This is a genomic window from Streptomyces durhamensis (assembly GCF_000725475.1).
Lineage (GTDB): Bacteria > Actinomycetota > Actinomycetes > Streptomycetales > Streptomycetaceae > Streptomyces > Streptomyces filipinensis.
In genome coordinates, this window is sequence record NZ_JNXR01000029.1 from 25,875 (window position 1) to 49,305 (window position 23,431).

Annotated in this window: 20 protein-coding genes and 3 pseudogenes; 10 read left to right on the top strand and 13 right to left on the bottom strand. The window is 74.4% G+C overall.

Annotation, left to right across the window (positions count from 1 at the left end):
• Positions 1-31: 31 nt before the first annotated feature.
• The 6 genes and pseudogenes from IO33_RS0133390 to IO33_RS52885 all read right to left on the bottom strand — a co-directional run.
• Entirely contained in the window at positions 32-829 is a 798-nt protein-coding gene (locus IO33_RS0133390) for an isocitrate lyase/PEP mutase family protein (protein WP_209438957.1), read from the bottom strand.
• Positions 830-949: 120 nt separating this feature from the next.
• Positions 950-1,318, bottom strand: a complete 369-nt coding sequence (locus IO33_RS50660) for a VOC family protein (protein WP_031172009.1) — start codon at positions 1,316-1,318, stop codon at positions 950-952.
• 511 nt (positions 1,319-1,829) lie between these two features.
• Entirely contained in the window at positions 1,830-3,590 is a 1,761-nt protein-coding gene (locus IO33_RS44685) for a DUF2264 domain-containing protein (protein ID WP_425347987.1), read from the bottom strand.
• Positions 3,591-3,655: 65 nt separating this feature from the next.
• Positions 3,656-3,865, bottom strand: a complete 210-nt coding sequence (locus IO33_RS50665) for a hypothetical protein (RefSeq protein WP_157857951.1) — start codon at positions 3,863-3,865, stop codon at positions 3,656-3,658.
• Positions 3,862-4,149: pseudogene (locus IO33_RS52880) on the bottom strand (RICIN domain-containing protein); the annotation flags it as partial. The pseudogene IO33_RS52880 and the gene IO33_RS50665, both read right to left, overlap by 4 nt.
• Positions 4,146-4,649, bottom strand: a pseudogene (locus IO33_RS52885) (family 43 glycosylhydrolase); the annotation flags it as partial. The pseudogenes IO33_RS52880 and IO33_RS52885, both read right to left, overlap by 4 nt.
• 193 nt (positions 4,650-4,842) lie before the next feature.
• On the opposite strand from IO33_RS52885, the gene mmuM reads away from it, so the two are divergent.
• Positions 4,843-5,769, top strand: a complete 927-nt coding sequence (gene mmuM / locus IO33_RS0133425; RefSeq protein ID WP_031172013.1) for a homocysteine S-methyltransferase — start codon at positions 4,843-4,845, stop codon at positions 5,767-5,769.
• Between the two features lie 241 nt (positions 5,770-6,010).
• Here the strand turns inward: mmuM and IO33_RS0133430 are convergent, their stop codons facing one another.
• Positions 6,011-7,606: a carboxylesterase/lipase family protein gene (locus IO33_RS0133430; protein WP_209438955.1), complete on the bottom strand. Its 1,596-nt coding sequence runs from the start codon at positions 7,604-7,606 to the stop codon at positions 6,011-6,013.
• Positions 7,607-8,065: 459 nt separating this feature from the next.
• Here IO33_RS0133430 and IO33_RS0133435 point away from each other — a divergent pair, with 459 nt between their 5' ends.
• Positions 8,066-9,079 carry a hydroxyacid dehydrogenase gene (locus IO33_RS0133435; RefSeq protein WP_031172018.1) on the top strand — a complete coding sequence of 338 codons (1,014 nt, stop codon included), beginning with the start codon at positions 8,066-8,068 and terminating at the stop codon, positions 9,077-9,079.
• 141 nt (positions 9,080-9,220) lie between these two features.
• A pseudogene (locus IO33_RS48105) lies at positions 9,221-9,619 on the top strand (substrate-binding domain-containing protein); the annotation flags it as partial.
• A gap of 114 nt (positions 9,620-9,733) precedes the next feature.
• Here the strand turns inward: IO33_RS48105 and IO33_RS0133445 are convergent.
• Together IO33_RS0133445 and IO33_RS0133450 are read right to left on the bottom strand one after the other, a co-directional pair.
• A complete protein-coding gene (locus IO33_RS0133445; protein ID WP_031172022.1) occupies positions 9,734-9,991 on the bottom strand; it encodes a hypothetical protein in 258 nt (85 codons plus the stop codon).
• Entirely contained in the window at positions 9,988-10,851 is an 864-nt protein-coding gene (locus IO33_RS0133450) for an isocitrate lyase/PEP mutase family protein (RefSeq protein ID WP_031172024.1), read from the bottom strand. Before IO33_RS0133450 ends, IO33_RS0133445 begins: the two co-directional genes overlap by 4 nt.
• A gap of 1,081 nt (positions 10,852-11,932) precedes the next feature.
• On the opposite strand from IO33_RS0133450, the gene IO33_RS0133460 reads away from it, so the two are divergent.
• Positions 11,933-12,334 carry a VOC family protein gene (locus IO33_RS0133460; RefSeq protein WP_031172027.1) on the top strand — a complete coding sequence of 134 codons (402 nt, stop codon included), beginning with the start codon at positions 11,933-11,935 and terminating at the stop codon, positions 12,332-12,334.
• Here IO33_RS0133460 and IO33_RS0133465 read toward each other — a convergent pair.
• The 3 genes from IO33_RS0133465 to IO33_RS0133475 all read right to left on the bottom strand — a co-directional run bounded on the left by IO33_RS0133465 (position 12,317) and on the right by IO33_RS0133475 (position 15,310).
• Complete coding sequence (locus IO33_RS0133465) at positions 12,317-13,003, bottom strand: helix-turn-helix domain-containing protein (protein WP_031172030.1); 687 nt, start codon at positions 13,001-13,003, stop codon at positions 12,317-12,319. The two genes, IO33_RS0133460 and IO33_RS0133465, sit on opposite strands and share 18 nt — an antisense overlap.
• Positions 13,004-13,012: 9 nt before the next feature.
• Positions 13,013-14,023: a VC0807 family protein gene (locus IO33_RS52890; protein ID WP_245235945.1), complete on the bottom strand. Its 1,011-nt coding sequence runs from the start codon at positions 14,021-14,023 to the stop codon at positions 13,013-13,015.
• 336 nt (positions 14,024-14,359) lie between these two features.
• Positions 14,360-15,310, bottom strand: a complete 951-nt coding sequence (locus IO33_RS0133475) for an AraC family transcriptional regulator (protein ID WP_031172034.1) — start codon at positions 15,308-15,310, stop codon at positions 14,360-14,362.
• An 81-nt stretch (positions 15,311-15,391) separates the two neighbouring features.
• Between IO33_RS0133475 and IO33_RS0133480 the strand changes: the two genes are divergently transcribed.
• Complete coding sequence (locus tag IO33_RS0133480; RefSeq protein ID WP_245235942.1) at positions 15,392-16,291, top strand: Rossmann-fold NAD(P)-binding domain-containing protein; 900 nt, start codon at positions 15,392-15,394, stop codon at positions 16,289-16,291.
• Positions 16,292-16,354: 63 nt separating this feature from the next.
• On the opposite strand, the gene IO33_RS0133485 is transcribed toward IO33_RS0133480, so the two are convergent.
• On the bottom strand, positions 16,355-17,536 hold the full coding sequence (locus tag IO33_RS0133485) for a YihY/virulence factor BrkB family protein (RefSeq protein ID WP_031172038.1): 1,182 nt from the start codon (positions 17,534-17,536) through the stop codon (positions 16,355-16,357).
• Between the two features lie 154 nt (positions 17,537-17,690).
• On the opposite strand from IO33_RS0133485, the gene IO33_RS0133490 reads away from it, so the two are divergent.
• The 5 genes from IO33_RS0133490 to IO33_RS53845 all read left to right on the top strand — a co-directional run bounded on the left by IO33_RS0133490 (position 17,691) and on the right by IO33_RS53845 (position 23,394).
• On the top strand, positions 17,691-19,328 hold the full coding sequence (locus IO33_RS0133490) for an acyl-CoA dehydrogenase family protein (protein WP_031172040.1): 1,638 nt from the start codon (positions 17,691-17,693) through the stop codon (positions 19,326-19,328).
• A gap of 346 nt (positions 19,329-19,674) precedes the next feature.
• Complete coding sequence (locus IO33_RS0133495) at positions 19,675-20,961, top strand: GAF domain-containing protein (protein ID WP_209438958.1); 1,287 nt, start codon at positions 19,675-19,677, stop codon at positions 20,959-20,961.
• Between the two features lie 175 nt (positions 20,962-21,136).
• Positions 21,137-22,468 (top strand): hypothetical protein, encoded by a 1,332-nt coding sequence (locus tag IO33_RS0133500; protein ID WP_031172043.1) that lies wholly within the window; start codon positions 21,137-21,139, stop codon positions 22,466-22,468.
• A 118-nt stretch (positions 22,469-22,586) separates the two neighbouring features.
• Positions 22,587-23,159, top strand: coding sequence for a GNAT family N-acetyltransferase (locus tag IO33_RS0133505; RefSeq protein ID WP_031172046.1), 573 nt, complete (start codon positions 22,587-22,589; stop codon positions 23,157-23,159).
• 151 nt (positions 23,160-23,310) lie between these two features.
• Entirely contained in the window at positions 23,311-23,394 is an 84-nt protein-coding gene (locus IO33_RS53845) for a putative leader peptide (RefSeq protein WP_310739661.1), read from the top strand.
• Positions 23,395-23,431 lie beyond the last annotated feature (37 nt).

Consider the following 23,431-nt stretch of genomic DNA (forward strand, 5'->3'; position numbering starts at 1 on the left):
CACCCTTCGGTGGCGGGGTGCCCCTTGACCCCTACCGGAAGTCCCCGACGGGAAATCGGGCTCCGCTGCAGTGGGCACCGCTGAGCGCTTGTACATCCCCGTACGACGGGGTTGCGCCCTCCGGCGCACGTCCTGCCGCCACGCCGGCCATCGCTTCCACGGCCGCGCCCAGCGCGCGCCGGTAGAGCAGCGAGCCCACGCTGACGCGCCGGACGCCGAGACCGGCGAGGTGGGCGACGGTGGGACCGGTGGGCGAGTAGAGGATGTTGAGGGGGACGTCGAGGTGCCGGACGAGGGCCGCGATCCGCCGGGGGTCGGTCAGTCCCGGCACGAACGCCGCGTCCGCGCCCGCCTGCTGGTAGGCGTCGAGCCGCCGCAGGGTGTCCCGCTCGTCGCCGCTCCCGGACCAGTAGGTGTCGGTGCGGGCGTTGACGAAGAGACCGGGTACGGCGGCCTTCACGGCGGCGATCTTCGCCGCATGCCGGTCGCTCGGCCCCAGCCCGTCCTCCAGGTTGACCCCGGCCGCCCCCACGGCCCACAGCTCGCGCGCCAGCTCGGCGACGTCGCCGGGGTCCTGGCTGAAGCCGTCCTCGGCGTCGACCGAGAGAAGCCAGGGCCCCGGGCCGAGGGTCAGGGCGAGACGCAGGGTGTGCGCGCGGGTCGCGCCCGCGCCGTCGGGCAGACCCGCGGCCGCCGCCACGGCCAGGCTCGTCGTGCCGACCGCCGGGAAGCCCCGGGCGGCGAGCGCGCACGCCGAGGCATGGTCCCAGGCGTTGGGCAGCAGCAGGGGCTCGCCGGGCCGGTGGTGGAGTGCGGCGAACGGGGTCATGGCGGGCTCTGCGGTCACACGGCCACGCTAGGCGCGGGTCGTTTCGGTGCCCGCCGAACCGTTCGGGGCCGGCCGGGCAGCCCCACGCGCCCGGCCGGGCAACGCCGCGCGCCCGGCGGGCTACCCCACGCGCTCGGCCGCGCTGCGCTCCACGCAGAACTCGTTGCCCTCGGGATCGGCGAGGACCGCCCAGCCGGTGCCGTCGGGGTTGCGCCGGTCGTCGACCAGGGTGGCGCCGAGGGCGAGCAGCCGCTCGACCTCCCTGTCGCGGCTGCGGTCCTGGGGCTGGAGATCGAGATGGACCCGGTTCTTGACCGTTTTGGCGTCCGGCACGGTGACGAAGAGCAGGCCGGCCCCCTCGATCAGTGCCATCGGGTCGCCCGGGTGGTCGTCCTCGTGCAGGGGCTGGTCCAGCACCCTGGACCAGAAGCTCCCCAGGGCGTAGGCGTCGGCGCAGTCGATGGTCATGTGACGGATCGTGGAAGACATGTGCCGGGAGTCTCGCGGACGGTGGTGGACAACGGCAACCCCGCGGCCACCATTCCCGGCCCGGCGGCCGCCATTCCCGGCCCGGCGGCCACCGTAGGGCATGACAACCGCACGACGCCCGACACGCCACCGCCGGGTCCGGGTGGCCCGTGAGCCGCTGATCGGCGCCCTGGCCGCGGCAGGACTGCCGGCCGGGGCGTGGTACGCGACCGCCGGGGCGGCGACGACCGCTGCGGCTCCGCTCACCGTCAGCAGCACGACGGCGAGCCTGCCCCTCAAGTTTCCCTATCTGTCGGCCGTTACCACAACACCCGCGAGTGGAACCGCACCGCTCCATCGCCGCCGCCCCGGACGGCTCGCTCCGGGTCGCCTGACCTGCGGCGGACGGCGTCCACGTCACGCCGCTGACGGCCGCGGGGAAGCGCGCGGGCGCCGACACGGTCGTGCGGGGGGCCCGGGAGGTCGGCGGGCTCGTCGCGCATCGGCCTACGCCACCCCGCTCACCGGGGCGTCACCGACCACGACGAGCCTGCGGATCGCCCGTCTGAAGCCGTGAGACCGACCCGCCGCAGGCGGTGAAACCGAAGGCGCTCTCCGCGCCGGACGCCCAGCGGACGCGGACCTCGTGGTCCTCCCCCACCCGCACGGACACCAGGTCCGTGAGGGGCCGGGGGTCCGGCTCGCCGGTGAGCCGGGCGAGCGCCACGAACAACGTGGCCCCGCCCGCCCCGGTCTCCCCGGCCAGTGCCTGCGGTGTCTTCCCGGCCGGTCCCTGCGGCTGCGCCACCAGGCCCGACACCGGCTCAAGGGCCGCCCGCAGCCCGTCCGGTGCCGCCCAGCCCGTGATCCGCACGGGTGTGCCGGGCTCGGCCCCGGCCACGAGATGGGCGCGTACCTCCACCGCTCCTTCGGCGAGCACGAGGCTCGTGACGGTGATCCCGTCACGCACGGTGTGCCGGGAGGCGATCCACCCGTCCCCCGTGCCGAGCGGCTCGATCCGGGTACGGCTCGGATCGCCGCCGACGATCACGCTGTTGTCGTACGACGCGGCGGGCGTGGTCGCGGTCGAGTAGGCGAGCCGGGTGTAGTAGGGGTCGTAGCGGACGTCCTCGCTGCCGTGGTTGTGCAGCCGGACCACGCCGTCCGAACGGGTCGACTGCAGCAGCCAGTTGGGGACGTCGATCGGGTGCACCCCGTCCGCGCGGTCCGCGGGGCCGGGTTCCTCGGGCGCCGTCCACACCGGGTGCTCCGGGGGCAGCAGCAGGCCGAGAAAGCCCTTGCTGGCCCAGTACGGGGAGGCCGGGCCCGAGTAGCTCTGCACGAGTGACTCGTCGGGGCCGAGCCAGCCCAGCGGGAGCAGTCCGCGCTCGTCGACCGCGCCGCCGTCGAGGAAGTACCGCAGCGCCCCGGACGCCAGGCGCCGGGTCTCACCGGGTGACAGGGGGGTCTGGCCGATCAGGGCGCCCAGCCACAGCGGGGCCGTCGTCGCGACGCGGTAGGTCAGGGAGCGGCCCTGGTGCAGGGGCGCGCCGTCGCCGCCGAACAGGCGGGCGTAGTCGGCGAGATGACGGGACAACCGTCGACCGTATACAGAAAGCAGTTCACCGTCGCCGGCCAGCCATGCGTGGAGGACGGTGTACAGGTGCATGGCCCAGCCGTTGTAGTAGTCGAACTTCCGGCCGTCGCCGTCGGTGTACCAGCCGTCGCCGAGGTACCAGCCCTCGATCCGCTCCAGGCCGCGCTCGATCGCCTTGTCCGCGGCCTCCGGCCGGTGGCCGATCTCCTTGAGGAAGCCGCCGACGGTGACCGGGAACAACTCCCAGTTGCACGGCCAGGGTTCGGCGGTGAGGGCGTCCGCCAGCCAGTCGGCGGTGCGCTGCCGCACGGAGTCGTCCAGCCGGTCCCACAGCAGCGGCCGGGTCAGCCGCAGAGCGAGGGCGACGGACGCCGCCTCGACGAGCGGCTGGCCGCGGTCCTCGATGCGCGGCCAGACCCCGCCCGGACCGGCCGTGAGGCCGTCGGCGTACCGGCCGAGCGCGGTCTCGTCGCGGCGGAAGGCGGCCAGCAGCAGCGTACGGGCATAGCCCTCCAGGCCGTCGGAGAGGTGGCCCGCGTGGCCCACCCGGCCGCCGGGGAGGTGGTAGAGGGCGCGGTCGGGGGTGGCGTAGGGCTCGACGGCGGTCAGCAGGGCGTCGGCGGCGGCCTCCCAGTGGGCGCGGGTGTAACCGGTGACGGGACTCGCTTCCCGGTCGTCGGCGGGCAGTTCGATCACGGCGGTGACTTTCCTTCCTGGCGTGGCCTGGGACGCCCCGGTTCCGGTCGGGGCGCCCCAGGGCTTCATCCCACCCGCACGGCACCCTCGGGCACCAGATGACGGGCGAGGAGTTCGTCGCGGACCAGGCCCGCGTCGTCCAGTGCCTGGCGCACGGACACCGGCCGGTACAACGTGCTGGAGATCGACGTGGTGAGCGGTTCGGGGACGACGGGCCGTCTCAGCGCGGGCACGGCGGTCGACGCCGTCGACCTGCTCGCCTGAGCCAGGCTCATGTTCCGCGGGCCCACTGCTGGTTGGCGCCTTCGTTGCAGGTGTAGGTGATGACCGCCGCCGAGTCGGCGGTGGACGCGCCGGACACGTCCAGGCACTTGCCGCTCGTACGGGCCCTGATGTTCACGTACGCGCCCGAGGTGACGACCGACCACTGCTGGGCCGCGGCTCCGGTGCAGTTCTCCTGCGTGACGCCGCCCGCGTTCTCCTGCAGGCACAGCGAGCCGCCCCGGCCGAGCAGGCTGTCGTAGCCGTTGCCGAGGTCCTTGAACCACCATTTCTCGTCTCCCAGGCGGTACGGATCTGACCGCGCTCGGCCCAGGCCCCCTGGAAGGGGTCCTGGTGGGCGTTCTCCAGCACCCAGATGCGGATCGCCCACACGTCCTCGGCCGGGGCCGAGGCGAAGTAGATGTACCACTTGCCGCCGACGCGGTGCAGCTCGGGCGCCCAGATGTGCGCGCCCATGGGGCCGTTGGTGTGGGCACGCCAGATCACCGACTCGGCCGCCGTGGCGAGGCCGTTCAGGGTCCGGGCGCGCCGCAGGATGATGCGGTCGTACTCCGGGACGGTGGCCGTGAAGTAGTACCGGCCGTCGGTGTGGCGGGTGATGTGGGGGTCGGCGCGCTGCCGGACCAGGGGGTTCACGTAGGGGGCGGCCCCGGGGGTGGCGGGGGCCGCCTGGGCGACGGCGGGGGCGGGGGCGGCGAGGGCACTGGCGGCCAGCGCGGCGCTCTTCAGCATCAGTCTGCGGCTGGGGACTTCGGGCAGGTCGTGGGCGCGGCTCATGCGGACTGCCTCTCGATGGGGAGAGTCGATATTTCGAACGTCACCTGTCATCCCGAACGCCGAAAAGGTAAGGGTGGGCCGGTACGCGGTCAATGGGGCCGCGAGGAGGAACACCGGTCAGGCACCGCCCGGGGGCTGCTCACCTGCTGGACAGCGGGAGCCGGCCGCATTCCGCTTCGACTAGCGTCGGGACATGACCAGCACCTCCTCCCCCAGCCTCGCCGACGCCCTCGCCGCCGGGACGGTCGTGCTCGACGGCGGCATGTCCAACCAGCTGGAGGCGGCCGGGTACGACCTGAGCGACGAGCTGTGGTCGGCCCGACTGCTGGCCGAACGGCCGGAAGCGGTCACGGAGGCCCATCTCGCGTATTTCCGCGCGGGCGCGGACGTGGCGATCACCGCCAGCTACCAGGCCACCTTCGAAGGCTTCGCGCGGCGCGGTATCGGTCACGACGACGCCGCGCGCCTGCTCGCACGCAGCGTGGACCTCGCGCGGGAGGCCGCCCGGCGGGCCGGGGACGCCGGTGTCGAGCGGCCGCTGTGGGTGGCGGCCTCGGTCGGGCCGTACGGCGCGATGCTCGCGGACGGATCCGAGTACCGGGGCCGGTACGGACTGAGCGTGGCCGAGCTGGAACGGTTCCACCGGCCGCGCATGGAGGTGCTGGCCGCCGCCGCGCCGGACGCCCTCGCACTGGAGACGGTGCCGGACGCCGACGAGGGCGCCGCGCTGATGCGGGCGGTGCGCGGACTCGGGGTGCCGGCCTGGCTGTCGTATACGGTCGACGGTCGGCACACGCGTGCCGGTCAGCCCCTGGAGGAGGCGTTCGGGCTCGCGGCCGACGTGCCCGAGGTGATCGCGGTGGGAGTGAACTGCTGCGCGCCGCAGGACGTCGAGACCGCGGTGGAGATCGCGGCGCGGGTCACCGGCAAGCCGGTCGTGGTCTACCCGAACAGCGGGGAGACCTGGGACGCCGGGGCGCGCGCCTGGACGGGGCACAGCCGGTTCGCCCCGGAGCTGGTGGAGACATGGCGGCACGCGGGCGCGCGGCTCATCGGGGGCTGCTGCCGGGTGGGGCCGGAGGGGATCGCGTCGATCGCCCGGGCACTGGGCACGGTCTGAGCCGATCGCTCCGCGCCGGCGCGCCCCTGCCGCCGGGCGCGCGCGTCGGGTGGTGCGGGATTCGGTGGTGGCGAGTGGCGGGTGAGGCTGCGTGGGTGCGCCGGCCCGACAGACGTGGGCCAGCGGGTCGGTGCCGGGCCGGACGTGGACCAGCGGCTCGGTGCCGGGCCGGACGTGGACCAGCGGCTCGGTGCCGGGCCGACCTGGACCAGCGGCTCGGCGCCCGGCCGGCCGTGGACCGTCAGCGGTGCCGGCCGCCGACCGATCGCCTCAACCTCCGTACCGCCGCCGCCAGTTCGGCTCCGGGGGCCCGGATGTCGGGCGCGGGGGCGGGGGCGGGGACCGTGGGGGAGGTCTGCCAGAGGGTGACTTCCGCATCCCGTGGACCGTATGCGGTATACGGTCCACCGTCGCCGAAGATCCGCATCGGATGGGATGCGTCCCAGGCCTGCCAGCCGGGGTTCCCGGTCGTCGCGAAGCGCACCCAGGCCCCGTGCATCGCGTCGCACAGCTCGGGCGGGGCACCCTCGCCGGCCAGCTTCTTCGACTCGGGTGTGTCGCCGCTGTCGAAGACGAAACCCAGCTCCAGGGCGTGGCAGGCGCCGAGGCCGGGCAGGCGGGACGGCCAGGCGAACTCGTAGAGGTAGGAGGATCCGGGGCGGGCGTCGGCGAGGCGGTGCAGCGGGACGCGCAGCAGGTGGTCGGTGACCATCTGGCCGACGATCTCGGCGGTGCCGGCGTCCGGATGCAGGCTGCGGTAGCCGCGTGGCACCTCATGGCCGGCGTGGCAGCGGGCCATGGCCCCGGCGAGGGCGACGGGGCCGAGCCGGTCGACGCGCTCCAGCAGCCCGCCGGGCACGAGCCAGAGCCGGTACTCGTCCCTCGTCCAGCCCATGAGCAGCTCGACGTCCTGGGCGGCGTCACCGTCGATGAGGGCCTTGAGCGGGTCGCGGGGTACGAGGTCGCCGTCCACGACGATGCCGAACTGGGGCCCGCCCAGCACGGGGCTGCTGAGCCGGCCGGCCTCGGCCTGGGTGCGCAGCAGCAGGTCGCGGTCGACGGCGGCGAAGGCCTCGGCGGTGGCGGGGATCTTCAGCCGGGCGGCCATGCGCCGCACCATGCGCCGCACCTTGTCGCGGTCGGAGACCTCCGGCGGGCCGCTCTGCAGCACCGCACGGCGGATCAGGCCGCGGCTGTGCGGGGCGGCGAGCAGCACACCGGCGCTGATGGCGCCGGCCGACTGGCCGCACAGGGTGACCTGGCCCGGGTCGCCGCCGAAGGCGCCGATCGCGTCGTGCACCCAGCGCAGGGCGGCGAGCTGGTCGCGCAGGCCGGGGTTGGGGGGTGCGTCCGGGAAGAGTCCGTAGCCCTCGATGCCGAGGCGGTAGTTGACGGAGACGCAGACGACGCCGTCCCGGGCGAAGGTGGCGCCGTCGTACACGGGTACGGCCGAGGATCCTCTGGTCAGGGCGCCGCCGTGCAGCCAGACGAGGACCGGGAGCCGGGAGCCGGGGTCGGGCTGCGGGGTCCATACGTTGAGGTTGAGGCAGTCGTCGCCGGGTATCCGCGGGTCGGACAGGTACTGGGCGAACGCCTCGGAGTACGGCGGTTTCGGCGCCGTCGGCCCGAAGGTTCCGGCGTCGCGCTCGCCGTCCCAGGGCTCGGGCGGCTCGGGCGGGCGGAACCGGCGGGGCCCGACGGGCGGAGCGGCGTACGGGATGCCCCGGAACACCGCGACACCTCGCTCGTACCGGCCGCGTACGGCCCCGTACGGCGTGCGGACCACGGGGTCCGCCCGGTCTGTGCCGGCCGTGGGATCCGCCTGGTCTGCCGTCATCACCCACCACCCCTTCACCGCGCGCCCATGCGCCCCGTGCGCCCATGAACCGGTGCACTGTGCAACAACAGAGCACCACAAGAGCGTCCGGTATTCCGGCGCACAGACGCGCGGGAGGGCCGTTCGGGTTACGGCGGTACGATGAGCGCGAAATCGGTTACGTACCGTACACGGGGGTTCACCCTGGTTCCTGGTGCGACTCTCGGGGGCAGCCGGATCCGCGGTGGACGGGTGAAGGGTCACGGGTGCCGCGTCCGCGGGGATGGCGGATGCGCCCGGAGCGGCGGGCAGCGGGACGGGGTCGGCCGCCCGGCCGGAGCGGGGGCGCGGGGGCAGCCCTCCCCGTACCTCCTACCTCCCTGGCCCCCTCGCCCCACCGATTGACCGCCGATTCCCGGCACCCATACGGTAGAACGCGCTTTCCAAAATCGTTTCTCCTCCCGTTCCGTCAGGAGAGTCATGTCCAGCCCCCAGCCGCCGCGGGCCGTGTTCGCGATGGATCCGGTGCACCTCCCGATGCTCTTCCCGCCGCCGCTCATGGCCCGGCTGAGGCGGGCGGCCGACCTCGATCCGGCGCTCGTCGTCAGGGACTTCACCGATCCCGCGGCGGCCGGCGCCCTGGCCGCGGCCGAGGTCCTGATCACCGGCTGGGGCTGCCCGCACCTGGACGCCGGCATCCTGGCCGCGGCCCCGGGGCTGCGGGCGGTCCTGCACGCCGCGGGCTCGGTCCGCTCCCTGGTCGGCGAGGCCCTGTGGAAACACGGCGTCACCGTGTCCAGCGCGGTCACCGGCAACGCCCTGCCGGTGGCCGAGTACACGCTCGCGATGATCCTGCTGCTCGGCAAGGACGCCTTCGAGCACCGCGAGCGCTACCGCCGCACCCGCACCCACCCGACCCCTGCCGAAACCGCGGCCACCGGCAACCTCGGCCGCCGCGTCGGGGTCGTCGGCGCCTCCCGCGTGGGCCGCCGGCTCATGGAGCTGCTGCGGCCGTTCGACCTCACGGTCCTGCTGCATGACCCCTATGTGAGCCCCGCCGAGGCCGCCGCCCTGGGGGCGAAGCCGCTGCCGCTGGAGGAGTTGCTGCGGCAGAGCGACATCGTCAGCCTGCACGCCCCCGACACCCCCGAGACCCACCACATGCTCGACCGGGCCCGGCTCGCGCTCATCCCGGACGGGGCCGCCCTGGTCAACACCGCGCGCGGTGCGCTGGTGGATCAGGACGCGCTGACGCGGGAGCTGGTCTCGGGGCGCCTGCGCGCGGTCCTCGACGTCACCGAGCCCGAGCCGCTGCCCGCCGGCTCCCCGCTGTACGAACTGCCCAACGTCTTTCTCACCCCGCACATCGCGGGCTCGCTCGGCAACGAGCTGCGACGGCTGGGCACGATCGTCGTGGAGGAGCTGGAGCGGCTGGCCGAGGGCGCGCCGCCCCGGCACGAGGTGCGGTACGCGGATCTGACCCGGGTCGCCTGACGCGCGGGGCCGGAACCAGGGCCAGGGCCGCCCCGCCGCACCGCCGGTCCGCGGGTGCCTCGGGCCGCTTCCGGACGGGCTCCAGCATCTCGCCGATCGTCACACCGGGGGCGCTCAAGTGACGCACGAGGCGGGCGAGTCAGCGCCCGGGTGACCGGCTACCGCTCGGCGCTCGCCTCGGCCGGACTACGGCACCGCGCCGAGTACGTGCGGTACGCCGGCCTCGACGCGGCCGAGGCCCGGCTGCGCACGCACGAGCTGCTGGACCTGCCCGAGCCGCCGACGGCGGTGTTCGCGTGCTCCGACCGGAGGTCCCTCGGGGTGTACGAGGCGCTCAGGCAACGGGAGGCGCGGGTGCCGGACGACGTGAGCGTCGTCGGCTTCGACGACCTGCCCGAGGCACGCTGGGCCGGGCCGGCGCTGACCACCGTCCGCCAGCCGCTCGGGGAGATGGCGGCGACCGCGCTCCGGCTGCTGGTGCGGATGACCGGCGGGGAGCGCCCGGAGGGCATCCGTACCGAGCTGTCGAGCCGGCTGGTGCGCGAGCACGGCCGCACCACCCGGGGCGCGGCCGCCTTCGTGAGACCGCGAGCGGCAACGGCCGGGCGCCTCCGGGTGCCCAGCCGTCGCCACAAGGGGTCGAGACAGCGGCGGTCAGTCCTCTTTGTGATCGCCTGCGGCGCCCATGAAGGCTTCGACCACGTCCACGGCACTGCCGTCGTGGTCGCTGCCCGCGGTGCCGCTGCCGGTCTGGACGTTGGCCGTGCGATCGACTTCCAGCCAGGAGTCGGCGTTGGAGTTGTCAACCACGGTGATCAGGCTCCCGGACGCGACGGCGGGTACGGCTCCGGCCCCGAGCAGGGCGGCTGCCGCGGCCGCGGCGAGGGCGAGCCGGGGTACGGCACCGGTCACACGCCCACGCCCTCGGGGGTGAGCCGGTCACGCGCGATGTTGCGTTCCAGCAGGGTCGTGGCGGCCTTCACGCCCACGCCGCCGGCGGGGTCCACCTCCGGCAGCCGGCCGTCGGCCGCCTTCAGGCTGCCGAGCGCGGAGTCCATCGCCTCGTGCGCGGCGAACAGGCAGGGGGTGCTGTAGATCGCGACGTCGACGCCCAGGTCGGACAGTTCACCGAGGGACAGGCGGGGCGACTTGCCGCCGGCGATCTGGTTGAACAGCAGCGGCTTGCTGCCGACGACCTCGCGGATGCGCTTGATCCACTCGACGCTGCGCACCCCGTCCACCAGGACCACGTCGGCGTCCGTCGCGGCCAGCCGTTCGGCGCGGTGCAGGATGTCGTCCTCCTCGGTGGCGTCCGTACGGGCGACCACCACCAGGTCCCCCCGGGTCTCCAGGACCCTGTGCAGTTTCTCCAGGTACTCCTCCAGTGGCAGCACCTGTTTTCCGTCGGCGTGACCGCAGCGGCGGGGCCGTTTCTGGTCCTCCAGGATCACCCCGGAGGCGCCGATGCGTTCCAGTCCCTCGACGACATGGCAGGCGACCTCGGGATCGACGTAGCCGTCGTCGATGTCGACCAGCAGGTGGTGGTGCGGGAAGGCGCCCCGCAACCGCTGGACGAAGGCCACCATGTCGGGCCAGGCGATGAAACCGATGTCGGGCAGCCCGTAGTACGAGGCCGCGAACCCGAAGCCCGAGACGAACATCCCGTCGTAGTGCTTGGCCGCGATCGACGCCGAGTACATGTCGTACACGCCGATCAGCGGTGTGGTCCCCGGCCCGGCAATGCGCTCGCGCAGCTTCTTTCCGTAACTCAAGGTCCGGCTCCTCCTCTGGGTGGGTGACGCGGGGCCGGACGGGCCACGCGCGTCTCGACGCCCTTTGCCAAGACAAGAGCATCTCTAGATATTCATGTGACCTTCCATGTACGCGAGCTTTACTCACCCCAATGGCGGAACGGGTTCACCGCAGAAACGTCACGCGTGAAGCCGCGGGGGCCCGCCGAACCCGCCGTCGCCCGCGCCCGCACGGCGGTGACGGCGTCCGGGCGGAGTCGTGGCGGCAGTCCTTGGTGCGGGTGTCCGGCGGCAGCGACGCGGCCATGCGACGAGCCTATGCCGCACGCGCGCACTCGCTCCAACTCCCCTGGAACCGGGGGCAGGTGACCGAGGCTCCCCAGGGTGTAGCGCTAGAACAGGCCTGCGGACCAAGGCAGTTCACGGGCCCGGTCGTGAACGTGGCGGAGCCAGGGAGGCGGACCTCGGGCAGTCGGGCGAGTGTGCAGGAAGAGGCGCCGGTCGAAGACGAACGGGCCCACGGAGCGGAGCGGCAGCGGGTCGTCGCGCTGGACGTCGCGGGGCAGACCGCCGGTGACAGGCACCCGCGACCGGTCGCGCGGGAACGCCAGGCCCGACCGGACGTCGGCGGGCAGCGGCACGGCGGGGATACCGGCGGCCGGCGGCCACGCCTCGCCGGTCTGCGGTGCGCGGGTACCAGGGCGATGCCGCGGGCGCACCCGGACACGGCCGGCAGGCCGGGTCCGGCCAGGAACAGCGTCCGCCGCGGCGCACCGGACGGCAGCAGCCGAGCCGGCGCGCGGCCCAACACGTCCGCGACGCGCCCGCCCGGCAACGCCACCGGCTCCCTCAGGGCTGGCAGCATCACACGCCCGAAGCGGTGCCCGACCCGCGCGGGCAGAGCGGCCCGCGCCGGCGGAACGGTCAGCTCCGCGCCGCACCCGGCACACACGAACACGTCCCCCGACAGCCACTCCCCCGGCGCCGACCAGCGGGATCCTCCCCGCCGGTACGACCGCCGCGCACCGCCTTTTCCGCGCGCTGGGGTGTCGTGTCCGATTCCTTCAAGACCGGGCCGTCCGCCCGCGCCTACGGTCACGGCATGACTGCACAGTTCGCACTGATCGGCGTGGTGACCTCCGACATGACTGCCTCGCTCGCCTTCTACCGTCGCCTCGGACTCGTCTTTCCCGAGGGATCCGAGGAGCAGCCGCACGTCGAGGCCGAGCTGCCCGGCGGACTGGTCTTCGCCCTCGACACCGAGAAGACCGTCCGCTCCTTCTCCCCCGGCTGGCGGCCGCCCCAGAGCAACGGGCGCGTGGGGCTCGCCTTCCGGTGCGGCTCGCCCGCCGAGGTGGACGCCCGGTACGAGGAACTGGTGGCCGCCGGACACCACGGCGAGCTGAAGCCGTGGGACGCGTTCTGGGGGCAGCGCTACGCCACCGTGCACGACCCCGACGGCAACGGCGTCGACCTGTTCGCGCCGCTACCCGCCACCGAGTAGCTCCCCGAGCGGCATGCCCGCCAACTCCCGTACCTCGCGCGCGAGATGAGGCTGGTCCGCGTAGCCCGCGCGGACCGCCGTCTCGGCGTACGGCGTCCCGGCACGGGCCAGCGCCAGCGCCCGCTGCAGCCGCAGGATGCGGGCCAGTGTCTTGGGGCCGTAACCGAACGCGCCCAGGCATCGGCGGTGCAGTGTGCGGGTGCCGATGGCGAGTTCGGCGGCGGTGGCGGACACCGGGCGGCCCTCGTCCAGGCGCTCCACCAGCCGGTGCAGCAGCGGGTCGGGGGCCGTGGTGCGCTCGGCCCGCTCCAGGGCGATGTCCTCCAGTGCCGTCGCCGGGTCGGGCGCCGCCTCGACGCGGTCGCGCAGCCTCCGGACCCGGGAGGCGGGCCACAGGTCCACCAACTCCACCCGCAGGTCGCGCAGTTCGTGCGCGGGCACGCCGAGCAGGGCGGGCGCGGTGCCCGGGAAGAAGCGGACGCCTGCCCAGAAGCGGGGTGCGCCCTCGGGGACGTAGGGGCGGGTGTCGGGCCCCGCGACCAGCAGCCGGCCCTCGCTCCACAGCAGGTCCATGCAGCCGTCGGGCAGAACGGGGCCGCCACCGGCCCCCTCCGGGGTGTTCGTCCACACGACCGCGCCGGTCAGCCGGGACGCTCGCTCCGCGTACACGGCGCCAGCCTACGTCGCCGACGACGCCCGGCGCCGGGCCCGCGGCCGCCCGCTCGGACCGGACGCCGGGCCGGGGGTCGCTGTGGACGCCGGTATGCGCAGGGCGCCGTCCGCCGCCGTCTGCCGTGCCTCGGCCGGATCCCCGGCGCCGCTCGCGGTGCCGGGGGCGTCGAACAGCGGGAGGCCGTGCCGGGCGTGGAAACGGCGGGCGTACGCGGCGGTGGCCACGGCGGCCAGGGCGAGCAGCAGGAGCGAGAGGACGCGGGCCAGCAGGGGCACCACGTCGGTGGGCAGCGTGACGGCGGCGAGCGTGCCGACACCGCCGTCGAGCAGCTGTTCGGCGCCCCAGAGCATGGTCAGGGCGCGCAGAGCCCGGCGGAACTCGGCTGAGTCCTGCCACATGTCCGCCCGTGTCCGGGCCGCCGGACCCCGGTGCAGGCGCTGTCCCAGCTGGAACGCCAGCGGCCTGCCGGTGAAGCCGCTGCCGAGCACCCAGCCTCCGACCACCAGGGACAGCGCCGCGTCCTTGAACAGCAGGACCCGTGTGCTGCCACCGATCAGGCTGGTCAGCGCGGCGGCGGCCAGCAGCACCGTGAAGAACAGGTCCACGCCGTCGATGCGGCGCCGGCGCACCGCGCCGGTCACCAGGCGCAGGGCGGGTGGCGCACCGCTGAGCAGCAGGGCGGGGCCCTGTCCGGCGCCGAGGGCGCGTGCCGCGTAGTAGACGAGGAGCGGCAGGACGATGTCGGCGGCGACCGAGAGCAGCGGGCCGCGGGCCGGCCCGTCCGTCCTCGCTCCCGCCCCCGCCCCCGCCCCCATGCGCGACGGAGCCACGCCGGCCGCCGCGCCCCGCGCCACGCCTTCCGCCTCCGTGCCCCGCGCCACGCCTGCCGCTTCCCCGCCCAGCACCACGTCCGCCGGCTCCCGGCCCAAAGCCACGTCGGCCACCTCCCTGGCTCCCGCCGCTTCCCTGGCTCCCGCCACGCCCATCGCCTCCCCGCCCAGAGCCACGCCCGCCACGCCGCCGACTCCCTGTCCCCCGCCACGCCCGCCGACTCCCTGTCCCCCGCCAGGCCCGCCACCTCCGCGCACTCCCCCACGCCCGTCGCCTCCGTGCCTCGGGCCATCACTCGCCTCCCCGCTCGCGTCCTGGAGCGCGCCTGTTCGGCGCCGTGCCCTCCGTCTCCTCGCTCCCTGTGCGAATCAGGGCGGGAGGCGGGTGCCGAACGGCAACGGCCTGCGGAAAGACGCTAGGTGAGGGACCGTGCCGAGCGGATCGGAGCGCGGGTGGAGAGCCGGGTGGAAAGCGGGTGGAACACGGGATCGCTCACCGGGTGGAGACCGGTGTCGCCTCCCTCAGGGCCGGCCCCCGCCGTGGCCCGCCCGGTGTTCCTGCGGGCTCACGCCGTACACGCGCTTGAAGGCGGTGGAGAGGGCGAACGCACCGCCGTAGCCGACCTGGCGGGCGATGCTGTCGAGGGTGAGATCGGTGTCGCGCAGCCGGTCCGCGGCGAGGGCGAGCCGCCAGCCGGTCAGGTAGGACATCGGGGGTTCGCCCACGAGGCCGGTGAAGCGGCGGGCCAGGGCGGCGCGGGAGACCCCGGTCTTGGCGGCCAGCACGGCCACCGTCCACGGGTGCGCCGGGTCGTCCTGCAGCAGGCGCAGCGCGCGGCCGACGACCGGGTCGGCCAGGGCCCGGTACCAGGCGGGGGCCGCCGCCTCGGGGCGGGAGAACCAGGCCCGCAGCGCGCTGATCAGCAGCAGGTCCAGGAGGCGGTCCAGGACGACCTCCTGGCCGGGTTCGTCGCGGACGATCTCCTCGGCCAGCAGGGGTGTGAGCGGGCAGGCCCACACCCCGGCGGGAAGGGTCAGCAGGGGCGGCAGGGCGGCGAGCAGCCGCCCGCTGATCTCGCCGCGCATCAGGTAGGTGCCGATCAGCATCACCGTGGCGGCGTCGGGGCGGTCGCCCCAGGTGCGTACCCCGAGGTCCATGGAGCCGTTCAGCGAGGTGCCGTCGGGGTACCGGCACTCGCCGCCGGGCAGGATCAGCGCCTGCGGGGCGGTGTCCGGCCGGTCGCCGCAGGTGTAGGGGTCCGGGCCGCGGGCGATCGCCAGGTCCCCGGGGCCGAGCCGCACCGGCACGCCGTCCGCGTCCGGGGTGAGGCAGGCGGTGCCGCGCGCCATGACCATCACGGTCAGCGGCGCCTCGTCCTGCACGCGCACGGCCCACGGCGGGTCGAAGCAGGCCCGGATCATGAAGGCGCCGTGCGCCCGTGGACCGTCCAGCAGACCTGCGAGTGCGTCCATGGGGGCAGCGTAGACGCACGCGTATGGGGACGAGCGGTTCGGCGATGTCGCCCGGCCCGACCCGGCAGTTGACCGGCGGGCATGACGCAGCAGACGCGAGACACACGGCGGACAGAGACGGCGACGGAGTACTCGGGCACCGGGCGGCCCGCAGCGGACGCGGCACGGGCGACGGTGGTGGTGACCGGCGCGACCGGCCGTACCGGCAGCCGGGTCGCGGCGGCGGCACGCGCTGCGGGACTGACGGTCCGCGCCGCCTCCCGCGCGCGGGGCTTCGACTGGCGGGAGGAGTCGACCTGGCAGCCGGTGCTGCGCGGCGCCGACGCGGCCTACCTCGTCCACCCGTCCGACGTGGGCGCGCCGGACGCGCCGGACGCGGTCCGGCTCGCCCGTACGGCGGTGGGGGTCGGGGTGCGGCGGCTGGTGCTGTTGTCGGCCCGTGGCGAGGTGCAGGCCCTGCCGACCGAGCGGGCGCTCGCGGAGTCGGGGGCCCGGTGGACGGTCGTACGGTCCGTGTGGTTCGCGCAGAACTTCAGCGAGGGGCCGCTGCTGGCGGAGCTGCGGGAGGGCGGGGAGCTGGTGTTTGCGGGCGGGGCGGTGCGGGCGCCGTTCGTCGATGTGCGGGATGTCGCCGACGTGGTGGTGGCGGCGCTGACCGGAGGCGACCGGTATGCGGGGCGGACGCCGGAGGTGTCCGGGCCTCGGTTGCTGACCTTCGGTGAGGCGGTCGCCGAGGTGTCCGTGGCGGCGGGGCGGGAGCTGAGGTACCGGGCGGTGGCACCGCGGGACTACGGTGCGCGGCTGGCCGGTTTCGGGGTGCCGCCCGAGGAGGTGGAGTTCCTGGTCGGGCTGTTCGCGTCCCTGCTCGACGGGCGGAACGCGCACGTCTCGGACGGCGTTCGGCAGGTGCTGGGCCGGGCGCCGCGGGACTTCGCGGAGTTCGCCCAAAAGGCGGCGGCGGCCGGGACGTGGAGGCCCTGACGGGGTCCGCTGGCGTGCGGGGGGGGGCCGGCGCGGCGCCCGGCGGATCCGCGGCATGCCCGGTCACTTCTCCGGGTGTGCCGGCCCCTCGTCCCCGTGGGCCCCCTCGTGCGGGTGCCGGCCGTCGGTCTTGTGGGTGTGCTGGGGGTGTTTGGCGTGGGTGCGCAGGCGGGCCGTGACGTCCTCCGGGGGCAGGAAGCGGGACCAGCGCTCGGGGAACTCGGAGGGCATGTCGGGGTCGTCGGGGTCGGCCTCGCGGGCCGCCGCCCAGGCGACGTACTCGGCGACCTGAACCTCCCTCATCCGCTCGTTGGCCGCACGGGCGGCGGCCGTGGCGGCGGCGGGCCAGACCCGGTCGATGGCGGCGTTCACGGCCGCGCCGACGAGGACGGCGAAGGCAGCCACCCCGATCCACAGCAGGACGGCGACGGAGGCGGCGAGTGAGCCGTAGATGGTGGCGCCCTCGACGGTGTGGACGAGGTAGATCCGCAGCAGGAAGCTGCCGAGGACCCACATGGCGAGGGCGACGAGGGCGCCGGGGACGTCCTCGATCCACGGGGAGCGCACCGGCACGGAGACGTGGTACAGGGTCGTCAGGAAGGCGACGCACAGGACGATGACGACCGGCCAGTACAGGACCTGTACGACCGTCTCCGACCAGGGCACCACCCGCACCACCGCGTCCGGGCCCGCCACCATCAGCGGCAGTGCCACCGAGCCGATCAGCAGCGCCACGATGAACAGCAGGAACGACATCATCCGGGTCTTGACGATGCCCCGGACGCCGTCGAGGCCGTACATCACGGTGATGGTGTCGATGAAGACGTTCACCGCGCGGGAGCCGGACCACAGGGCGAAGAGGAAACCGATGGAGATGACGTCGGGCCGCCCCCGCATCACGTCGTGCAGGATCGGCTGGGTGATCTCCTTCACGCCCTTGTCGGACAGGACCGTCCGCGAGGCGTCGAGGATGTTGTTCTCCAGGCTGCGGATGGTGTGGGCGCCGGTCCAGGTGTCGACGTAGGCGAGCAGCCCGATGAGGCAGAGGAGCAGCGGGGGCACGGACAGCAGCGTGAAGAACGCCGCCTCGGCCGCCAGGCCCAGGATGCGGTACTCCATGCAGGAGTTGACGGTGTCCTTGAGCAGCAGCCAGGCGGTCCTGCGCTTGGAGACGTTCCGGTAGAGGGCTCTGGCCCGGTGGAGGCGCCCGGCGGGCCGCTCGGGGGGTTCACTGGCTGGCTGCACGACCCAAAGGTATCCGCAGCGGCGGACCGCCCTCACCTTCCGGGGCAGGTGACCGACCGGTTTCCCGGCTGGTGGTCCCTTCCTGCGCGCCGGGCGGTGCCGCTGTGCCACTCTGGACGCCATCACCGCCGCCGTCCCGGGTAGGTTCGCAATCATGGCAGGCACCTCCACCCACACCGTGACGAACCAGCCGCCTCCGCTGGTCGGCTACGACCTCTTCACCGCCGACCGGGCCCTCGTGGCGGCCGTCGAGCGGTACACCGGGGCGGACGTGCTCGACGAGGTGCGCGCGGAGCTGTCCGCGCTGGGCCGCGCCGCGGGCTCGGCCCAGGTGCAGGAGTGGGGGGCGCAGGCGAACGAGCAGCCGCCCCGGCTGCGCACCCACGACCGGTACGGCCACCGGATCGACGAGGTCGACTTCCACCCGGCCTGGCACCGGCTGCTCGGCAAGGGCGTCTCGGCGGGTCTGACCGGCGCCTGGACCCGGCCGTCGGGGCATGTCCGCCGGGCCGCCGGGTTCCTGCTCTGGACGCAGGCCGAGGCGGGCAACTGCTGTCCGCTGTCGATGACGCACGCGGCGGTGCCCGTGCTGCGCACCGATCCGGCGCTCGCCGCCGAGTGGGAGCCGCGGCTGACGTCCACGATCTACGACCGGGAGCTGCGGCCCGCCGCACGGAAGTCCGGCGCGCTCTTCGGCATGGCCATGACCGAGAAGCAGGGCGGCAGCGACGTCCGCGCGAACACCACCGAGGCCCGGCCGCTCGCCGAGGCCGGCGCGTACACGCTGACCGGGCACAAGTGGTTCTGCTCGGCGCCCATGTCGGACGCGTTCCTCGTGCTCGCCCAGGCCCCGGAGGGTCTCACCTGCTTCCTGGTGCCGCGCGTCCTGCCGGACGGCACCCGCAACGTCTTCCTCCTGCAGCGGCTGAAGGACAAGCTGGGCAACCGCTCCAACGCCTCCGCCGAGGTGGAGTTCGCCGGCACCTGGGCCCGCCGGGTCGGTGAGGAGGGGCGCGGGGTGCGGACGATCATCGAGATGGTGGCGGCGACCCGGCTGGACTGCGCGCTGGGCTCGGCCGGGCTGATGCGGCAGGCGGTGGCGCAGGCGGTCCACCACTGCGCCCACCGGGAGGCCTTCGGCGGCCGGCTGCTCGACAAGCCGCTGATGCGCAACGTCCTCGCCGACCTCGCGCTGGAGTCCGAGGCCGCGACCGCGCTCACCCTGCGGCTCGCGGCCGCGTACGACGACGGCGGCGACCAGGAACGGGCCTTCCTGCGGCTGGCGGTGCCGGCCGCCAAGTACTGGATCACCAAGCGCTGTGCGCCCGTCGCGGTCGAGGCCGCGGAGTGCCTGGGCGGAAACGGCTACGTCGAGGAGTCGGGTCTGCCCCGGCTGGTACGGGAGTCGCCGCTGAACTCCGTCTGGGAGGGCGCCGGAAACGTCCAGGCGCTGGACGTGCTCCGTGCGCTGCAGCGGGAGCCGGGCGCGCTGGACGCCTGCCTGACCGAGATCGGCCGGGCGCACGGCGCCGACCACCGCCTCGACCGGGCGGTGAAGGACCTCTTCACCGAACTCGCCGACCTGAGCGACATCGAGGGCCGGGCCCGCCGCCTGGTGGAACGCCTCGCGCTGGTCCTCCAGGGCTCCCTGCTGGTCCGCTTCGCCCCGCCGGAGGTGGCGGACGCCTTCTGCGCCTCGCGGTTGGGCGGCGACCACGGCGCGTCGTTCGGCACCCTGCCGACGAGCCTGGACCTGGAAGCCGTCGTGGAACGGGCCCGCCCGGTCTCCTGAGCACGGGCTGCGCCGTCCTCTCGCGAGGGCCGGCGGCGCCCCGTACCCCGCGCGCCCTGGCACACGGTCGGCGCACCCCGGCAGGGGTGATGCTGCGCCGACACGGCACCACCCCCACCACCTGGGCCACAAGGAGCCCGCGGTCGCGACAAGTCTCGGCCACTCTTCGGCCGTCCGCCAGGGTTGCAGGGGGTTGCAACTTGCGGGGGCACGTGCGCGGAGTGTGTGCCTCCGGCCTGCTCGGAGCGGCAGTATGAGAGGCACAGCCGGGCCGGAAAGCGCTGTCCGGACCGCTTGACAACTTTGTTCGACGCCCTTCCGGGAGGCCCCCGTGGTGAACCCGCCGATGAACGTGGCGCGCCTGGCCGCCGTGGACGCGCCACAGGCTGCGCGGCTGCTGAGCGAGGTACGTGACGCCACACTTTCCGGTCAACGTGCGAGGATCGCGCCCCGGCCGGTGATCGAACAGTCCTGGGGCCGCATGCTGCGCAGCGGTGTCGACCCCGACCGCGACTTCAGATCCGGGCTCCTGTCCTCCGACGAAGTGCGGCGCCGGCGCGAGGAGTCACCGCTCAGGCATGTCCTGCCGGTGCTCCGTGAGGGTCTGCTTTCGGTCGCCGACGTCGCCCAGCACATCATGGTCGTCGCGGACGCGGACGGGCGTGTGCTGTGGCGGGAGGGGGCCCCGCCGGTGCTGCGCAAGGCGGACGGCCTCGGCTTCGAACTGGGCGCGGACTGGCGGGAAGACGTCGTCGGCACCAACGGGGTGGGCACTCCGGCGGTCGTACGACGGCCCGTCCAGGTCTTCGCCGCCGAGCACTTCGTCCGCTCGCACAGCTCGTGGACCTGTACGGGCGCGCCGATCACCGATCCCCGGGACGGCCGGCTGATCGGTGTGGTGGACGTCAGCGGCCCGCTGGAGACCATGCATCCGGCGACCCTCGCCTGGGTGGACTCGGTGGCCAAGCTGGCCGAGGCGCGGCTGCGGGAGCGGCATCTGTACGCGCTGGAGCGGCTGAGGTCGGTGGCCGCCCCGGTGCTGGCCCGGCTGGACGGGCGGGCGCTGGCGGTGGACCGGGACGGCTGGACGGCCGCGGTGTCGGGGATGCCGTACGTGCGGCGCGTCGCACTGCCCAAGTCGCTGGCGCCGGGCCGCAGGTGGCTGCCGTCGCTGGGTTCGTGCGCGGTGGAGCCGCTGGCCGGGGGCTGGTTGCTGCGGGCGGCCGAGGAACCGCTCGGCACCGCCACCCGGATCGTGCTGGACCTGGCCGGGCCGGGCCGCCCCACCCTGACGGTCTCCGGATCCGCGGGGTCCTGGTCGCGTGAACTCAGCCCCCGGCACGCCGAGTTGCTGTATCTGCTCACGGCCCACCGCTCCGGGCGCGGCGCGGCGGAGCTGGCCGGGGATGTGTTCGGGGATCCCTCACGCACGGTGACGGTGCGGGCTGAGATGTCCCGGATCCGGCGGTATTCCGGGGAACTCCTCCAGCACCGGCCCTATCGTTTTCGCGAGGACGCGGAGATCGAGGTGCTGCTCCCGGACGACCCCCGTGACCTGCTGCCTTCCTCGACGGCACCGGCGATCACGCGGAGCCGGGCGGTTTCGCGGGGCGGTGGTCCCGCGGCTCGATGAGCGTGTCTTCCACCCATGTGCGGGGTCTTCGCCCTGCGCGGGCCGTTACTGCCGTAGCATCCCTTACGGGCCTCCCCGGCTGCTTCTTGCGTCAACGTACGGATCATCAGGCGCAGTTGGCCGCCATCGGCCGGCGCGTCCCGGCGGCGAAGGGGGCCCTGGGAGAGGGGACGAGATGAAGCATCGCGGCAGACATCGCCGGCGCAGACGGGGCGCCGCCCTGCGCGCGGTCCTGACCGGGACCGCGCTGGCGCTCACCGGGGCCGCCACCCTGATCAGTGTCTCCCAGGCGGATGTCACCGACAGCCCCGGCGCGCTCAAGCCGCTCTCCTCCGCGGCGCAGACCGGACCGCTCCGGCTCCAGGAGCGGCTGGTCCCCGCCCGCACGCTGAACCGGCTGTCCGCCGCGATGGGCGGGCCGGTCGGGGCGGACACCGTCCTGGCGAGCGCCGACCACGGGATGCGCGAGTCCGCCGACTGCTCCTCCGCCGACCGCGCGTCCCTGCCGGTCGCCCCGGCCGCCACCCGCGCCTACTGCTGGGATCCGGCCGACGCCGGCACGGCCTGGCGGCCTGCGTCGGTGACCGCGCCCGGGGACACGGACGACGACGGCGTCCGGGGCGCCCACCGGGTCCTCCTCGCCGGCTGGACCCACAGCACCGCCACCGGCCGCGCCGAAGAGCGGGGCCTGGCCAGGGTCGCCTTCGTGAACGCCGACGACCCCGCCCGCCCCGCCTACCGCTGGGTGCTGCTGGTGGTGCCGGTCGACGGCGGCCGTGACTACCGGGGTCTGGCCTCCGGGATATCCGGGATGGCCTGGTACCGGGACAAGCTGCTGGTCACCGCGAGGAGCGGCGGCGCCGACGCGCTGTACGTCTACGACCTCGACCGGATCCAGCGCACCAGCGTCGACGGGCCGGCGATCGGCCGGGTGCGCGGCGGCTGGTCCGCCGACGGCTACCGGTATGTGATGCCCGCGGTCGGCTCGTACCGCTTCCCCGCGGGCCGCTGCTCGGCCTTGGGGCCGCCCTGTCCCGGGGCGCTCGCCGTCGACCGGGGCACGGCGCCCGACAGCCTGGTCGCCGCGGAGTGGACCGCGCCGGACGGCGACCGGAACGCTCGGCTGTGGCGGTACGCGTTCAGCACGGATCCCGCGCGCGGCGGACTGCTCGCCGCGGACGGCGCGGGCCGGGTGGAGGCGGTGGAGGCGTACCGGACCCGGGCGGCCGGGATCCGGGGTGTGCTGTCGTACCGGCGGCCCGGGGCGGCACAGCCGTCCTGGTATGTGGGACGTCTGCCCGGCTCACGGGACGGGCACGGGGGGCTGTGGCGGCAGGACTCCACGGGGGCGAAGGCCCCGCACTGCGGCGCGGACGCCTCGCACCGCTGCTGGGCCCAGTCGGCGGGGTCGCTGTCCTACGGGCAGGAGACGGGCGAGGTGTGGTCCCTGTCGGACCGGATGCTCTTCGCCGTCCCCCTGGCGGAGCTGGACCGGTCGCTGGGGTGACCGGCCGCGGCCGGGCGGTGCGCGGGGGACGGGTCGCCGCGGGTGGCGGCCCGGACGGCCGCTACTGCGTGACCGGGGCGATCGACAGACCGGGCGGCGGGATGATTCCCTGGCCCGCATGAGCAGCGTCCCTGTCACCACCTGGTCCCTGGAGCAGACCTCGCCGGCCGATCTCCTGCCGGCCGCCGCACCCGAGGGCGAGGTGCGGGTGGTCCGCGCCGAGGTCCCCTCGCCCGAGTTCAGCCGCTTCCTGTACGCCTCGGTCGGCGGCGACATCCGCTGGACCGACCGGCTGGGATGGACGTACGCCCGGTGGCAGGAGCATCTGGAGCGGCCCGGCGTGGAGACCTGGGTGGCCTACGACCGGGGCACCCCGGCCGGCTATGTGGAGCTGGAGCCGCAGGACGAGGGGGTGGTCGAGATCGTCTACTTCGGTCTGGTCCCGGCCTTCCGGGGCCGGCGCATCGGCGGGCACCTGCTGTCGTGCGGTGCGGCCCGCGCCTGGGACCTGGCCGAGCGGTGGCCGGGCCGGACACCGACCAAGCGGGTGTGGCTGCACACGTGCAGCAAGGACGGCGAGTTCGCCATGGACAACTACCAGCGGCGCGGCTTCAAGCTGTTCGACACCAAGGTCGAGCTGGAGCCGGAGGTCGCGGCACCCGGGCCGTGGCCCGGGGCGCATCCCGCCTGACGACACGCCTGATAGCCCGTCCGACCCACCGGGACAAGGCCTCCGACGGCACATGTGAGCGACGACACCCTTGTCCCACATTCCGGGACAAGGGTGTCCGCATTTTGGATAAAGCTGGACTGTGTCCAGATCGCCGTGACACGCTTCCGTCATGCCTGGAACTGGAATTGCCTTGGTGAGTCGGCGGCACGTCGACCTCGGCCGCATGTCCAGCGCCATCTGTCCGGCGAGCTGACCGCTCCAGCGACGCCGCGAACCCCCGTACCTGATTC